General features: G+C 62.3%; 14 protein-coding genes. 4 read left to right on the top strand and 10 right to left on the bottom strand.

Annotated features, from left to right (window positions below; all coding sequences use genetic code 11):
- Positions 1 to 102: 102 nt before the first annotated feature.
- The 3 genes from BKP54_RS06035 to ftsE all read right to left on the bottom strand — a co-directional run bounded on the left by BKP54_RS06035 (position 103) and on the right by ftsE (position 2,578).
- On the bottom strand, positions 103 to 801 hold the full coding sequence (locus tag BKP54_RS06035; protein ID WP_025424643.1) for a YdcF family protein: 699 nt from the start codon (positions 799 to 801) through the stop codon (positions 103 to 105).
- Positions 802 to 897: 96 nt separating this feature from the next.
- The gene (locus BKP54_RS06030) at positions 898 to 1,926 is read right to left on the bottom strand and encodes an ABC transporter permease (RefSeq protein ID WP_025424642.1); all 1,029 of its coding nucleotides are present in this window, start codon (positions 1,924 to 1,926) and stop codon (positions 898 to 900) included.
- A complete protein-coding gene (ftsE, locus tag BKP54_RS06025) occupies positions 1,919 to 2,578 on the bottom strand; it encodes a cell division ATP-binding protein FtsE (RefSeq protein WP_063934108.1) in 660 nt (219 codons plus the stop codon). Before ftsE ends, BKP54_RS06030 begins: the two co-directional genes overlap by 8 nt.
- 257 nt (positions 2,579 to 2,835) lie before the next feature.
- Between ftsE and BKP54_RS06020 the strand changes: the two genes are divergently transcribed.
- From BKP54_RS06020 to BKP54_RS06010, 3 genes are all read left to right on the top strand, one after another.
- Positions 2,836 to 3,540, top strand: a complete 705-nt coding sequence (locus BKP54_RS06020; RefSeq protein ID WP_225906529.1) for a hypothetical protein — start codon at positions 2,836 to 2,838, stop codon at positions 3,538 to 3,540.
- A 63-nt stretch (positions 3,541 to 3,603) separates the two neighbouring features.
- A complete protein-coding gene (gene hpt, locus BKP54_RS06015; protein ID WP_025424639.1) occupies positions 3,604 to 4,149 on the top strand; it encodes a hypoxanthine phosphoribosyltransferase in 546 nt (181 codons plus the stop codon).
- Positions 4,150 to 4,448: 299 nt separating this feature from the next.
- Positions 4,449 to 4,808 carry a response regulator gene (locus tag BKP54_RS06010; protein WP_025424638.1) on the top strand — a complete coding sequence of 120 codons (360 nt, stop codon included), beginning with the start codon at positions 4,449 to 4,451 and terminating at the stop codon, positions 4,806 to 4,808.
- A gap of 126 nt (positions 4,809 to 4,934) precedes the next feature.
- Here the strand turns inward: BKP54_RS06010 and BKP54_RS06005 are convergent, their stop codons facing one another.
- The 4 genes from BKP54_RS06005 to argH form a co-directional block, all read right to left on the bottom strand.
- The gene (locus BKP54_RS06005) at positions 4,935 to 7,553 is read right to left on the bottom strand and encodes a TIGR02302 family protein (RefSeq protein ID WP_084814312.1); all 2,619 of its coding nucleotides are present in this window, start codon (positions 7,551 to 7,553) and stop codon (positions 4,935 to 4,937) included.
- A 153-nt stretch (positions 7,554 to 7,706) separates the two neighbouring features.
- On the bottom strand, positions 7,707 to 8,975 hold the full coding sequence (gene lysA, locus BKP54_RS06000; RefSeq protein WP_025424636.1) for a diaminopimelate decarboxylase: 1,269 nt from the start codon (positions 8,973 to 8,975) through the stop codon (positions 7,707 to 7,709).
- 15 nt (positions 8,976 to 8,990) lie between these two features.
- A complete protein-coding gene (locus tag BKP54_RS05995) occupies positions 8,991 to 9,185 on the bottom strand; it encodes a lipoprotein (RefSeq protein ID WP_038575652.1) in 195 nt (64 codons plus the stop codon).
- 150 nt (positions 9,186 to 9,335) lie between these two features.
- Positions 9,336 to 10,739, bottom strand: a complete 1,404-nt coding sequence (gene argH / locus BKP54_RS05990; RefSeq protein ID WP_025424634.1) for an argininosuccinate lyase — start codon at positions 10,737 to 10,739, stop codon at positions 9,336 to 9,338.
- A gap of 26 nt (positions 10,740 to 10,765) precedes the next feature.
- On the opposite strand from argH, the gene BKP54_RS05985 reads away from it, so the two are divergent.
- The gene (locus tag BKP54_RS05985; RefSeq protein ID WP_025424633.1) at positions 10,766 to 11,425 is read left to right on the top strand and encodes a TlpA disulfide reductase family protein; all 660 of its coding nucleotides are present in this window, start codon (positions 10,766 to 10,768) and stop codon (positions 11,423 to 11,425) included.
- Between the two features lie 3 nt (positions 11,426 to 11,428).
- Here BKP54_RS05985 and BKP54_RS05980 read toward each other — a convergent pair whose 3' ends face one another.
- The 3 genes from BKP54_RS05980 to BKP54_RS05970 form a co-directional block, all read right to left on the bottom strand.
- A complete protein-coding gene (locus BKP54_RS05980) occupies positions 11,429 to 12,712 on the bottom strand; it encodes a sulfatase-like hydrolase/transferase (protein WP_158071676.1) in 1,284 nt (427 codons plus the stop codon).
- 226 nt (positions 12,713 to 12,938) lie between these two features.
- Positions 12,939 to 13,811, bottom strand: a complete 873-nt coding sequence (locus BKP54_RS05975) for a 3-hydroxybutyryl-CoA dehydrogenase (protein ID WP_038576434.1) — start codon at positions 13,809 to 13,811, stop codon at positions 12,939 to 12,941.
- A gap of 157 nt (positions 13,812 to 13,968) precedes the next feature.
- Positions 13,969 to 14,696 (bottom strand): electron transfer flavoprotein subunit alpha/FixB family protein (locus BKP54_RS05970; RefSeq protein WP_143347935.1); only part of this gene is annotated, 728 nt, incomplete at its 5' end.

The raw sequence follows: 14,696 nt of genomic DNA, 5'->3' as shown, positions 1-14,696 counted from the left end.
TCAGGGATATCCAGCCCGTGGGCCGATGGATCGCTGCGTACACGAATAAACGCCGAAGGAAAACCGCCCGTCGTCACTTTGCTGATTAAGGGGTGGCAGCGATTATTCTTCGGCCGGTGTCGCACGCGAGGGAACGGTGCGCAATCCGCTCGCCGGGCGGGCACCGGCCATATCGCGCACGGAGGCGACGGAATACTTGCCGAACTCCAGCAGGATCGATTTCAGCACCATCGGATTGCGCAGCCAGTTCGTCGTCTTGAGGTCGGAGTTGACGACAGGATAGGCGATGAATTCGGTCTCCGGGCGGGCGCGACGCAACTCGAGCAGGCTTCGCGGCATATGGTAGTTGTTGGTCACAACAAGTACGCGCTTGTAGCCGTGATCGCTGATCCATTGGCTCGCCTCGGTCGCATTGCCGATCGTGTCGATCGCCTCGTGGCCGATGTCGACGCAGCATTTGAAGAGATCGGCCGAGCTTTGGGTGTTGCGCCGGATCTGGCTGCCGGTGGTCGCCGGGTGGACGCCCGAAATCAGCAGCCTTTTGCCGGCCCCGGATTTCAAGAGGTCGACCGCCTGATCGATGCGCTGGAAGCCGCCGGTCAAGACGACGATCGCTTCCGCCTTCGGGTCTTCCGGCGGTTGCATGGACGCGACGGTATCGGCGAAATTGAGGAAGGCCGCGACCACGATCGCGAACGGCACAAGCAGAATGAAAAAGGTCCGGCGGAGAATTTTGCGCAAGGGACTACGGGGTCGGCGTTCCTGCTCGGCCCCGCCTTGCCATTTGCCTCCTCCGGCCATCCCGCTCCCGCGAAGTCCTTGCGCCATCATGATTCTCTTCAGATAGCGCCAGATTGCGGCAAGGAATGGATCGAATAAAGGTGAAACATCTGGGCGTCAGCTTTGGTAGGTATCCGTACGTCCGGGATCAGAGCGGATCAGGTCGATCTCGTAGATCGTGCGCGTTACCGTGAGCCGAGCCGTCAGCGTCGTCAACACCGCAATGACGATCATGATGGCAAGAATACCGAGATAGCCACTGTAACCGATGGTGAACGTGCCGAAGAGGGCGGTGGCCTGGTCCGTTTCCGGCGTCGCCAATGTGCGCGATTGCCAGTAGCCAGCAAGCGCGAAGAACAGCGCCGCCAGCAGCCCGCCGGCGCCGGCCCCCTTGAGGCTTATTCTGAGGAAATGCTTCTGGAACTCCGATGCCACGAATCCTGCCTCGGCGCCGACGAAATGCAGCACTTCGACGATATGGCGGTTTCCGGACAGTGCGCCGCGCGTGGCGAAGATGACGGTCAGCACCATGGTCGAGAAAACGAGGATCAGCACGCCGGTCCCGATCATTGCCGTGGTGTTTGCCATCGCCACCAGGCGGTCGACCCAGGTACGGTGATCGTCGAGGAAGGCCTGCGGGATGATCTCGGTCAGCGCCTTGCGCATGGCTGCGAAATCGGGCGGATTGTTTTCATCGATGGTGATGATGACGAGGCGGGGAACGGGCAATTCGTCGAGATCGAGGCCTTCGCCGAGCCAGGGCTCAAGCAGGCGGGCCGTTGCTGCGCGGTCGACGATGTTGCCACCTGTCGCTCCGCTGAAGGTCAGGGCCAGATCTCGCGCATCGGCAAGCGCCTTTTCCATATCGAGACCGTCGTCCGGTTTGATCTGGATGGTGATCTCGCGGGAAATCTGGCTCTGCCAGCTTTGGGCCGTGGCGCGCACCATGCTGACACCGCCGAGCGTGAGGCAGGCGAGGAACGACATGATCGCGATCACGCACATCAGCGCGTGACCGGACACGTTCGTCGACGGCACGATCGGCCCCATCGGGCGCACGCGCATCTCCGTGCGGCGCGGCTGCTGCTGCGGTTCCGGTTGCTGCTCCGGCACCTCATGGGTGCGTTTGGTGCGGCCCTCACTCATAGATATCGAGCCGCCCTTGCGAAAGGATCATGCGCCGCGCCTCGACCTGATCCATCAGCGACAGATCGTGGGTGGCAATGACGACGGCGGTGCCGAGCCGGTTGAGTTCGAGGAAGAGGTTCAGCAAGCGGCGGGCCATCGGCGGGTCGACGTTGCCGGTCGGCTCGTCCGCAAGCAGGATTTCGGGGCGGTCAATCAGCGCGCGGGCGATTGCCGCGCGTTGCTTCTCGCCGCCGGAAAGTACGGGCGGCAGCACATTGATGCGCTCGCCAAGCCCAACCCATTTCAACAGTTCGAGCACGTCGGCGCGGTAGCTCGATTCGTCCTTGCCGCGCACGCGCAGCGGAAGCGCAACGTTCTCATAGGTGGTCAGATGATCGAGCAGGCGGAAGTCCTGGAAAACGATGCCGACGCGCCGGCGCAGCATGGGGAACTCTTCGCGCGGGATCGACGAAATGTTGCGGTCGAACATGCGGATCAGACCGCGCGTCGGCTGCAGCGAGAGGAAGAGCAGGCGCAACAGCGTCGTCTTGCCGGCGCCGGAGGGGCCGGTGAGGAATTGGAACGACCGGCGCGGAATGTCGAAGGTCAGGTCCCGGAGAATTTCCGGCCCCATGCCATAACGCAATCCGACGTTCTCAAAATGAATCAATGGGTACCCATCTCTCTCACGACCCGTGCGGTTCTGCTTGGGGACGGCTATCTGCGCATAGGACGCCAAGCGCCGAAAGGCAAAACCGCCAGCGGAATCATGGTTAAGCAGCGGTTAATTTTTCATGAAAAGACGCCGCTTTCACGGCCTCTTTCCGAAGCATTAACCATTTCGGTTTACGTGTCGGAAAGATTTGATGCAATGCCCTGATTCTTGCACCGCCAGGGATCGGCGCATTGCCCGATGGTTTCGCATGGATGGCAGGTCCGTCCGCGATCCAGGAGGAAAAGGCGATGCAGGCATTCCGCACGAAATCGGCTGGAGCCGCGGCCTATGCCGATCTGCTGCCACCGGACCGCGGTCCACGCGAAGCTGCACCCGCGCCGCGCCGCGTCGACTATGTCGACGCCGAATTCGAGACCGTTTCGGCGACGGCCCGCCGCAATCCCTATCCCGTTTTCAATGACAATCGGCGGCACACTCGACGCCACGGCCCGACATTGACGGTCGTTCGCGACGAGAAGGCCGCCCTCAGGCGCCTGTTGTCTCTCGCCGAGACTTGGTTGCGCGCCATGCCGGCACGCCGGTTCGCCGCGCTTGTCGCAGCTTTCGCCCTTGCGGCGTTTGCGGCTATCATCGTCCTTTCGACCGGTGACGGGGTCGAAAGCGAGCCATTGGCGATCACCGACGTCACTGCGTCGCTCGATTATTCCGGCGGCATGCGGGTACTTTCGGTCTACGGCTCCATCGACAATTCCTCTTCCGCCCTGCAGCGACTGCCGTTGGTCGTGGTGGATGTGGTCAGCAATGGCCGCAAGGTTACGGCGACGCGATTGATGCCGGAGGGTGCCGCCATCGCACCCGGCGAGAGCCGCCGCTTCGTGACCAGGCTCCCATATGCAGGTGGAAAAATGCCCGAGGTGAAGGTTTCCTTCGCCGAAAACGGTGTCTCCGTGCGCTGATTGTGCTAAGCGGGCGCAAAAGGGAAGGCGTTTGTCTTCCGGATGAAACGCTGGAGAAACCGCATGCCCGTCGTTCGCGGAAAGAATATCGAGCCCCTTTATACGGCAGAGACGATCGCCGCACGCAACACCGAGCTTGCCGACATGATCGTCGAGGGTCCGCACAAGGACCTTCTGGTGATCGCGGTGCTCAAGGGCTCGTTCATCTTTGCCGCGGACCTGATCCGCGCCATGCACAACACCGGCCTGGCACCGGAAGTCGAGTTCATCACGCTGTCGAGCTACGGGCTCGGCACGGTCTCCCAGGGCGTAAAGATCATCAAGGACATCGATAGCGACGTGCATGGCCGCGACGTGCTCCTGATCGACGATATCCTGGAATCCGGGCGCACCCTGCGTTTTGCGAAGGAACTGATGTACGAGCGCGGCGCGCGCAACGTCACCATTGCGGTGCTGCTCGACAAGCGCGTCAAGCGCAAGGTCGAGCTCGAGGCCGACTATGTTGGCTTCGAATGCCCTGATCATTTCGTCGTCGGCTACGGCATGGACGTGGCTTACGCGTTCCGAGAACTGCCCTTCGTTGGCGTCGTCACCGGCGACGCCGAGTAGAGACGAGAATGTGCAGCGCTGCGGCGTTTGAGATCGCGGCGCTGTAATGACCTCCAGGCCGCGTTCAGCGCTCGAAGCAGGGCCGCTGTAAAACGCGCATTCCGAAATCCAGCCGCCCGGCGTTTACCGAACACAAAGAAAAAGCTGGTTGTTTGGGGTCGTGTCGCGTTTCGCCCCCTGGGATGCCACGTGCCGCTGCGGACTGCCTCACGATTCTTGTGAGTGTTGCCGTATCCATTGGAATGGGCCGGCCTCTTCGCGAGAGAGCCGTGCCGTTGCAGCGAACGCGGGAGGCCATGATGGCGAAGATCCTGATTACCGAGGACGAGGATGCATTGCGCTCCTTCGTCGCCCGGGCCTTGAGGCTCGATGGACATGAGACCGTGGAGGCTGGAGACGGCGCAGATGGGCTTGCCTGCCTGCAGACCGAGAATTTCGATCTGCTGCTGTCAGATATCCGCATGCCCGTCATGGACGGCATCGAATTGACGCATCAGGCGTCCGCAGCCTTTCCGGCGATGAAGATCCTGCTGATGACCGGTTACGCCGAACAGCGCGAGCGGGCCGACGATCTCGCCGACAAGATCGTCGACGTCATCTCCAAGCCCTTTTCCCTGCCTGACATCCGCAAGGCGGTGGCCCTGGCGCTCGCTGCCTGACGGGTCCCCCTCCATCGCCCGATCGTGGGCGAGGCATTGATTGTTTGGCGATCTGACAAATTGAATACGGCCCTGGCGCGTTTCCGCTCCAGGGCCGTCGTCGTTTCCGGCTCTTTTGGCCGAGGGTCAGCGCATGTCGAGCAGGCGTTCGAGATACTGGCGCTCGGCCTCGGGCGACAGCGTGTTGCCAAGGCGGCGGCGGATTTCGTCGAGAATCTCACGCGCCCGCTGGGTGTCGATTTCATCGGGAACTTTCACCTGGTCGCCGAAGTCCGGACCGGCATTCTGCTGGCGTCGACCGAGCGGGTCGCGACCATTCTGGCCGTATTGCGGGACGCCCTGACCGGGTCCTTGTCCCTGGGCCTGCATCTGGTTCATCATGTCCTGGGCGCCGTCACGCAGCGCCTGCAGTGCGCGGCCCTGGCTGCCGACGGCCGGTTCGCCCTGGCCCTTGCCAAGGGAGCCGGAGGCGCCTTCCATTTCGCGCTTGGCGTCGCCGAACCCCTTGCCGGGCTTGATGCCAAGGCTCTCCAGACCCTTCTGCAGTTCGCCGAGTTGCTTGCCCAACGCATCCTGCTGCTGCTTCAGCTGCTTCAGCGCTTCCTTCAGTTGCTCGGCGGTCATGTCGTCGAGCGGGCTGGGCTGGCCGTTCTCGTCACCACGCTGGCCCGGATCCTGCGGCATGTCCTGACCATAAAGCTCGTTGTCCTCGCCCTGCAGCGGGTCGCCGCGCTGCATGCGGTCTCGCTGCGCCTGGTCGAGCTTGAACGTCTCGTCCATCAGCTTTTGCTGCTCCTGCATCAGCTGGCCGAGCTTGTCCATCTGCTCGCGCATGGCGTTGTTCTGTTCGCCCATCTGTTGCTGGCCGCGGTTGGCCTGCAGGTTGTTCATCAGACGCTGAAGCTCCGACAGCATCTGACGGGCCTGGTCGCGCGCACCCGATCGCGCCAGGTTCTCGATCTGGTTCATCATCCTGTCCAGATCCTGTTGGCGCAGAACATTGTTCTGATCCGGATTGGCGGCCATGCGCGGGTTTTTCGCGGCCTCCTTGGCCAGCGCCTGCATATATTCCTGCATGGCCTCGCGCAGTTCCTTCATCAGCTTGGCGATTTCCTCGTCGGGCGCATTGCGATCAAGCGCATCCGACAACGCCTGTTGCGCATCGCGCAGACGTCGGTCGGCGAGCGACAGATCGCCATCCTCGATGCCTAGCGCGATTTCCCAGAGATGCTTGGCGGCGTCGCGCAGCATGTCGTCGTTGCGCGCCAGCGCCATGCGCGAACGTGCCGATTTCAGGAGCAGGAAATGGGTGAGGTTGGGGATCGTTTCCTCGGCGAAGCTGGCGATCGCGTCATTGAGGTCGATCGCCCGCGGCAGGTCGTTGGCGTTGAGTGCAAAGACCTGTCGCTGTTCGGCAACGGCGCCCGCCAGCGGATTGAAGAATTGCCGCGCCGGAAGGATCATGTCCTGCGGCACGCTTCTCCCCTCCTGACCGGCGGCATCGCGGGCAACGAGGGTGACGCGAACGCGCTTGCCGGCCAGCGGATGTTCGCTGAGGTTGCGGCTGGTCGTGCCCTTGGCCTCGCGGGCGTTGCGGCGCGGCAGGTCGAGACGATACTCGGGAAGCGGATAGAGCGGCCGTGCGTCCTTCGCCTGTTCGTCCAAAGGCTTGATCTCAGCCCAGGCCTGAGCGATGCCGTAGTCGTCGCTCGCCAGGAAGGCGATGTCGAGCGAGGCATTTGGGGTGGGCTTTGGCAGGCCGTCAAAGGCGATCTGAGGCACGCTGTCGGGGGTGATCTTGAACGTCCACTTCTGGCCACCGACGGAGAGTTCGCCGTCCTTTACGATCTTGTAGAGGTGATTGCGCACGGCATTGTCGGGCGCCTTCTGGGCGGCCGGTTCCGCTGACGCAGTCTTTTCGTCCGGCTTTTCCCCGGCGGTCGGGATGACGATCGCGTCGGCCGATCCGTGTTCCGAATAGCGGACGGCTTCTTCCGTGGCGGCGCCAGTGACGCGCACGGTCAGATCGCTGAACTGCGGAATGGTAATCGCCGCCGTTTCGTCAGATGGGGACGCGACGCCCTGGCGGCCCGTGAGGAAGACGGGCGCACGCCCGGTATAGGCGGGCGGTGTAACCCAGGCATCGACCCGGATGTCGGCGACTTCGCTTGCTGGCTGCGGCAGGTGGAAGGCGTCCGAGAGAAGCCCCGCCCGGTTGGAATAGGAATAGGCGAAAGCGACGCAGGCGATCAGAACCGGCAGCGCCCGCAGCGCGAAAGGGTCGTGGCGGGCAATGTCGGGACGCGGCAGGCCCGTGTCGAGGGCACGGATCATCCCCGCCATGCGCGTCTGATGTTCGCGCCACAGCGCCTCGCCGAAGGCGCCGCCGGTTGCCGGAATGTCGTCCTGAACACGGATCGCCTGGTGGGGAAGGGCGTTGCGCTCTTCCAGCATCCGATCGGCATCGACGTTCCCAGGTAATCTCAACCGGGTCAGCGGAACGAGGGAGGCGATGAAGGCGACGAGAAAGCCCAGAAGCAGGGCGGCATGCAGCCAAAGCGGAGCAATGCGGAAGAGGCCGAGCCAGGCGGCCGACAGAAACAGGAGCACGATCGAAGCGGGAACGAGGGCGCGCGGCAAAACCTGCTCGGCGATCAACACCCCCCGCGCGACAAACCTTTTCAGCGCCAGCGTTCTGGCAAACGACTTCGGTTGTGGCGTTTCATCCTGCCGGAATTGCGTCATCCGCCCAAGTTCCCTTTCGGTCGCTCATGACCGCTCGTGACCGACCTATTGAATGATCAGGATAACATCGTTTGTGGCGAAGACGAGGGCGACAACAAAATCGTGATCGCCCGCGCGGCGATCCACAGATCATCGTCCGATCCGAAAGACTGCTCAGTCGAGCCAGTCCGGAACCGAATCAAGCCCGATCAGGTCATCGTAGCTTTGGCGCGGCCGGATCACGTGGAAGCGATCGCCCTTGACCAGCACTTCCGGGATCAGCAGCCGGCTGTTGTAGGTGCTCGCCTGGACAGCGCCATAGGCGCCGGCAGAACTGATGGCGAAGAGATCGCCCGGCTTCGGCATGGCCATTTCGCGGTCAAGCGCCAGATAGTCGCCGGTCTCGCACACCGGGCCGACGACGTCGGCCTTGATGCGGGGCGCATTGGCGGCTGAAATGCGAACCGGCCTGATCTCGTGATAGGCCTCGTAGAGCGTCGGGCGGATCAGGTCGTTCATGGCGCCGTCGACAATGACGAAGGTCTTGTCGCCGCCATCCTTGACGTAGATGACCTCGGTCACGAGGATGCCGGCGTTGCCGACGATCAGCCGGCCCGGCTCGGTGACGATCTTGCAGCCGAGCGACTGCAGCTGGCTCTTGACGATTTCGGCATAGGCATCGGGCAGCGGCGGCGGATTGTTGTCTTCCTTGTAGGGAATGCCGAGACCGCCGCCGATATCGACGTGATCGATCGCGTGGCCGTCGCTGCGTAGCGTGTCGACCAGTTCGCGCAGCAGCTTGAAAGCGTCGTCGAAGGGCTGCAGCTCGGTGATCTGGCTGCCGATATGCATATCGATGCCGGTGACCTGGATGCCGGGCAGTGTCGCGGCATGGGCGTAGACGGCGCGGGCACGCTCCCACGAAATGCCGAACTTGTTTTCCTTCTTGCCGGTCGAGATCTTCGAGTGGGTGCGCGCGTCGACATCCGGGTTGATGCGGAAGGAGACGTGAGCACGCTTGCCGGCGCGAACGGCGCGCTGGTTCAGGACCTCGAGTTCCGGTTCGGACTCGACGTTGAAGCAGTAGATGCCGGCCTCGAGCGCCAGGTCCATTTCCTGCGGGGTCTTGCCGACGCCGGAGAACATGATGCGGCTTGCCGGAATGCCGGCGGCCAGCGCGCGGCGCAACTCACCGCCCGACACCACATCGACGCCGGCGCCAAGGCGCGCAAGCGTCTTCAGCACGGCCTGGTTCGAATTGGCCTTCATGGCGTAGCAGACCATCGCATCGACGTCGGCAAAGGCCTTGGAGAAGACCTTGTAGTGCCGCTCGAGCGTCGCCGTCGAGTAACAGTAGAAGGGCGTTCCGACGGCGCGGGCGATGTCGGTCACCGGCACGTCTTCGGCGTAGAGAATTCCGTCGCGGTATTCGAAATGGTTCACGGGGCGTGGCTCGGCTTAGAGGAGGGGATCGAGCAGGAAAGGGCGGTCGTCAGCCTGTTCTTTCTTTTCGACAGTTCCGGCAGGGGCCAGGGTGTTGATCGGCGCCGTCGAGCCGGGTCGGTCGAGGTCGCCCTTGCGTCCACAACCGACAAGAACCAGCCCGGGGATCGCCAGAAGAAGCGCAAACCGGGCCGCCTTCGTGAATGTCATCGTGATTTTCCTTCGCGGGGACTGATGCTGGTGCGATGTCTTATCGATTTTTCCGGCGCTTGTGCACCCTGATTCTGCGACGGGATTCAGCCCCTTGCGCTCAGGCACGTCGTTGCCCCGAAACCGCAACGCGGTCTCGGGGGACAAGCATCAGTTGCGCGCGCGCCACCAGGCGATCTGCTTGCGAACCTCGTTCGGTGCGGTGCCGCCGAAGGACGTGCGACTGGCGACCGAGGCCTCGACGGTCAGCACGTCGAACACCTTGGCGGTGATCGAAGGATGGATCGACTGCAGGTCTTCAAGCGAGAGGTCGGCGAGGTCGCAGGCCTTCTGTTCCGCAAGGGCGACGGCGCGGCCGGTGACATGGTGGGCGTCGCGGAAGGGCAGGCCGGCCTCGCGTACCAGCCAGTCAGCAAGGTCGGTCGCTGTCGAATAGCCGGAACCGGCAGCCGCCTTCATCCGGTCGGCCCGAATGGTCATGTCGCGCACCATGCCGGTCATCGCGGCAACGGCGAGTTCGAGGCTCTCGGCCGCGTCGAAGACCTGTTCCTTGTCTTCCTGCATGTCCTTGGAATAGGCGAGCGGCAGGCCCTTCATGACGGTCAGAAGCGCGATCAGCGAGCCGTTGATGCGGCCGGTCTTGGCGCGCACCAGCTCGGCGGCATCGGGGTTCTTCTTCTGCGGCATGATCGAGGAGCCGGTCGAAAACGCGTCGGACAGACGAATGAAGCCGAACTGCGGCGTCGACCAGATGACGATCTCTTCGGCAAGGCGCGACATGTGCGTGGCGGCGATTGCGGCAATCGACAGGAATTCGAGCGCGAAGTCGCGGTCCGAAACTGTGTCGATCGAATTGCGGGTGGGGCCGGCAAAGCCGAGTGCGCTCGCGGTCATGTGCCGATCGATCGGGAAGCCGGTGCCGGCAAGGGCGGCCGCGCCGATCGGGCTTTCATCCATGTGCTCGATGGCGTGGCGCACGCGCGAGCGGTCGCGGCCGAACATCTCGACATAGGCCATGCAGTGATGGCCGAAGGTGACGGGCTGGGCCGTCTGCAGATGGGTGAAGCCCGGCATGACGGTCTCGGCATGTTCCTCGGCGCGGTCGAGGAAGGCGGCGATCAGGCCGGTCAGCGCCTTTTCGGTCCTCTGCAGCTCTTCCTTGACCCACAGACGGAAATCGAGCGCCACCTGGTCGTTACGCGAGCGGGCCGTGTGCAGCCGGCCGGCGGCCGGGCCGATCAGGGTCGCAAGCCGGGCCTCGATGTTCATGTGGATGTCTTCGAGGCGGCGAGAGAATTCGAACTGGCCGCTTTCGATCTCTGACAGGATCGTGTTGAGACCGTGAACGATCTTGTCTTTGTCCTCGGCCGAAATGATGCCTTGATGCGCCAGCATGGTCGCATGCGCTATTGAGCCGCGGATGTCCTGAGCATAGAGCTTCTTGTCGAAGCCGATCGAGGCATTTATCTCCTCCATGATCGCGTCCGGACCCGAGGCGAAGCGACCGCCCCACATCTGGTTGGAGGTTTTTGTCTCGGAATTGCCGTCAGCCATGAAGAATGCCCGCCTTGGAGAATGAAATGCCCGACCAGAAGAAATCCCCCCCGGCCGTGAAATTGTTCGCGCTCGCCGCCTTGTTCGGCGTGATCATCGGTGCGGCTGCGGTATACGTGAAGGAGACGGGGTCTGGCAATGCCGAGCCGACCGAAACGGCAGCTGCCGTCTGCCCGTTGACGGGCGAAAAGGTCGCCTCGCTGACGCCGTTCATGAAGGGCCAGGTGGCGGCGATGTCGCCGGCCGCCTCGCCACGCCCGATCGCACTCGATTTCAACGACCCGGACGGCAAGCCGACGACGGTTGCCGCCTTTGCCGGCAAGACGATGCTTGTCAATCTCTGGGCCACCTGGTGTGGCCCCTGCCGCGAGGAAATGCCTGCCCTCAACGCGCTGCAGAAGTCCCTCGGCAGCGACAAGTTCGAGGTGGTCGCGATCAACATCGACGTCGGCGACGACGAGAAGCCGAAGGCCTTCCTCGACGAGACCGCCGTGCACGACCTGCGCTACTATCGCGATGCGTCAATGGGCGTCTTCAACAATCTGAAGAAGGAAGGCCTTGCCTTCGGCCTGCCGGCAACCTTGCTGCTCGACGACAAGGGATGCCTGATCGGCTCGATGAATGGCCCGGCGGCCTGGGACAGCGACGATGCCAAAGCGCTGATCAAAGCGGCCACGGGCGGGTAGGCGTCACTCTCCGTGGGTTGTGGTGCGGTTGTCGCGCAACAGGTGCCACTGCACCTTGTGGGGGGTGAAATGCTCTGCCGCTGCACGTTCCCACAACGGCGTGGGATGGTCACCAACGATGAAGATGTCGGTCGGCGGCAGGTTCGGGTCTGTGGCAATAGACGCGACGCCGTCAAAAACGTCAGCCCACAGCTCGGTCAGCTCGCAGACTTTCGTATTGGCAATTTCAGCTGCGTCACTGCCGCATTTGAAATTGCCTCCCTGCTTAGGCACGTAAGGTATATGGGAATTTAGTGTCAGCCAGTATAGGAGTTTCCGCTCAGCCGGGTTTGTCGTCAGCCGGTCGCGGACGGCACTTGCAATGTCGTTGTCGCACAGACCCGTGAAAACGCTGCCGCAGCGCTGGTGAAACCTATTGCTGTCGGTCGCAAGGCCTTCAAGGAAGTGCGATTCGAGAAAACCGATTCTTGGATACCACTTGTCCCGTTCGAACATCCTCTGCGAAAAGCCGTGATAGGAGATTGTTCGATAGCCCCGATCAGCCATGGCGGCCGGAAAGCAGTCGTAGCTGGTCCGGCGAAGATAATCGGTGTGATCGCCCCATTGTCCGCAGAGTTCGCGGGATTCAGCGCCCGTAGTCGAACCCTCGAAGTTGCTGAGGCCACTTGAAAGTTCATAGCGCCCGGTATCCAGTGCTGGCTGCAGACGCCGTGAAAGAATTGCAGTGTGCTCAGGGCTGGAGAATGCGCCAAGCCCTTCCACCATTACGAACAACAAGTTGCGACCACCATTCGCTACAGCGGCGGCGTCGATACCATTGATCGAGAGTGCGCTTTCAAATGAGTCAGCAGGTTGCTTCAGGAAAGGGCGATTGATATGGCGCTCCAACATCACCACGCTGAAAGCGACGAGAGCCCCTGGCAGTAGCGATGCGCCTCGCAATACCTGTCGATTGTGATTCACGAGGCAGGCGATTGCAACGCCATTCGCGATAAAGAGGCTGATCACGACGACGTAAAATACGGAAGAGGTGAGATCCAGCGATGCCATGTAGCGCACCGACTGGATTGCAGCGCCGAGCGGCAGGTGGAACGCTACCATAACCACGAGGCCGAAATCGATGAGGGCAATGAGCGGGAATAGCAGGTAGGCCAACGTAGGTTTGGCGCGCAGCGCGAATAGGCCTCCAATCAAGTAAAGGAATGGCGAAAGCGGTCGTGCGGCCACATAGAACGGCAAGACCAGCAGCATCATCAGATTAGGCGCTAGGCCGAGGATGAGCGCCAAGCGCCACGCCCTCGCACTCCAAAGTGAGGGGAATGACCGTGCCGCCATTGAGGATATCGCTTGCGAAATCATATTCTCTCCCACGTGACTAGGAGAGGGCGTAACAGAACTGTCTTTAAGCTAAGTTACCAGTATGGCGAGCAAATTCCTTGTCGCGCAAGATGTAGGGTTGTGGATCCCGCGGAGATTGGACGTTCTTACTTGAACAGAATCCTATGTTCGAGACCTAGCGGGTCGGCACCGGCACGTCGCCGCGGTAGTCGTAGAAGCCGCGGCCGGACTTGCGGCCGAGCCAACCAGCTTCGACGTATTTTACCAGGAGCGGGCAGGGGCGGTATTTCGAGTCCGCCAAGCCGTCGTGCAGGACCTGCATGATCGACAGGCAGGTGTCGAGACCGATGAAGTCGGCGAGCTGCAGCGGACCCATCGGGTGGTTGGCGCCGAGCTTCATGGCGGTGTCGATCGCCTCGACCGTGCCGACGCCCTCATAGAGGGTGTAGATCGCCTCGTTGATCATCGGCAGCAGGATGCGGTTGACGATGAAGGCCGGGAAGTCTTCGGCGACCGTGACGGTCTTGTCGAGCGTGCCGACAAATTCCTTGGCGGCCTTGAACGTGCCTTCGTCCGTGGCGATGCCGCGCACGAGCTCGACCAGCTTCATCACCGGAACCGGGTTCATGAAGTGGATGCCCATGAACTTTTCCGGACGGTCGGTCGCAGATGCAAGGCGGGTGATCGACAGCGAAGAGGTGTTGGTCGCAAGCAGCGCTTCCGGCTTCATGATCGGGCATACCTGGCCGTAGATCTTGCGCTTGATGGTTTCGTCCTCGGTGACGGCCTCGATGACGAGGTCCACCTGTGACAGGTCGTTGATGTCGGACGAGCCCTTGATCAGCGCCAGCGCGCTCTTGCGAGCCTCGTCGGTCATCTTGCCTGATGACACCTGGCGGGCAAGGTTGCCGTTGACGGTGGCGAGGCCCGCCTCGATGCGATCAGCGGCAAGATCGTAGATCTGCACCTTGTATCCGGCCATCGCCGAAACATGCGCAATGCCGCAGCCCATTTGCCCGGCACCAATAACTCCGACCGTCTTGATCATCGCGGCGAACATCCATCTTCAAGAATTTTGGCGGCCGTGCCGCCGTCACATACGAAAATACCGGGCCGGTCTGGCCGGCCCGGTAGATTGTTAATGCCAAGTCCGCGCTTTTGCCAGCCCTTTTCCTTGAGGCTCGGGAAGTGCGGTTGGCGAATGGTTACAGCGCCTTTTCGAGCTCCGGCAGGGCTTCGAACAGGTCGGCGACGAGGCCGTAGTCGGCAACCTGGAAGATCGGCGCCTCCTCGTCCTTGTTGATGGCGACGATGACCTTCGAGTCCTTCATGCCGGCCAGATGCTGGATCGCACCGGAGATGCCGCAGGCAATGTAGAGATCGGGGGCGACCACCTTGCCGGTCTGGCCGACCTGCCAGTCGTTTGGGGCATATCCGGCGTCGACCGCCGCGCGCGATGCACCGACGGCTGCACCGAGCTTGTCGGCAACCGGCAGGATCACTTCCTTGAATTTTTCCGACGAGCCGAGTGCACGGCCACCCGAGATGATGATCTTGGCCGAGGTCAGCTCCGGACGATCCGACGACGACAGCGCGTCGGCAACGAAGGTCGACAGACCCGGATTGGCCGCAGCCGCGATCGTCTCGAGCGAAGCCGAGCCACCTTCGGCAGCGGAGGCGAACGAGGCGGTGCGCACGGTGATGACCTTTTTCGCTTCCGTCGTCTGCACCGTCTGGATGGCGTTGCCGGCATAGATCGGACGCTTGAAGGTATCGGACGAGACCACCTCGGTGATTTCGGAAACCTGGGCAACATCGAGAAGCGCTGCAACCCGCGGCAGGACGTTCTTGCCGACCGAAGTGGCAGCAGCAAGGATGGTGTCGTAATTGCCCGACAGCGAAACGATCAGCGCCGCCAAGGGTTCGGCCAGAT

The organism is Ensifer sp. 1H6, assembly GCF_001976035.1.
Taxonomy (GTDB): domain Bacteria; phylum Pseudomonadota; class Alphaproteobacteria; order Rhizobiales; family Rhizobiaceae; genus Ensifer; species Ensifer canadensis.
This window is presented reverse-complemented; position numbering and strand designations above follow the sequence as displayed.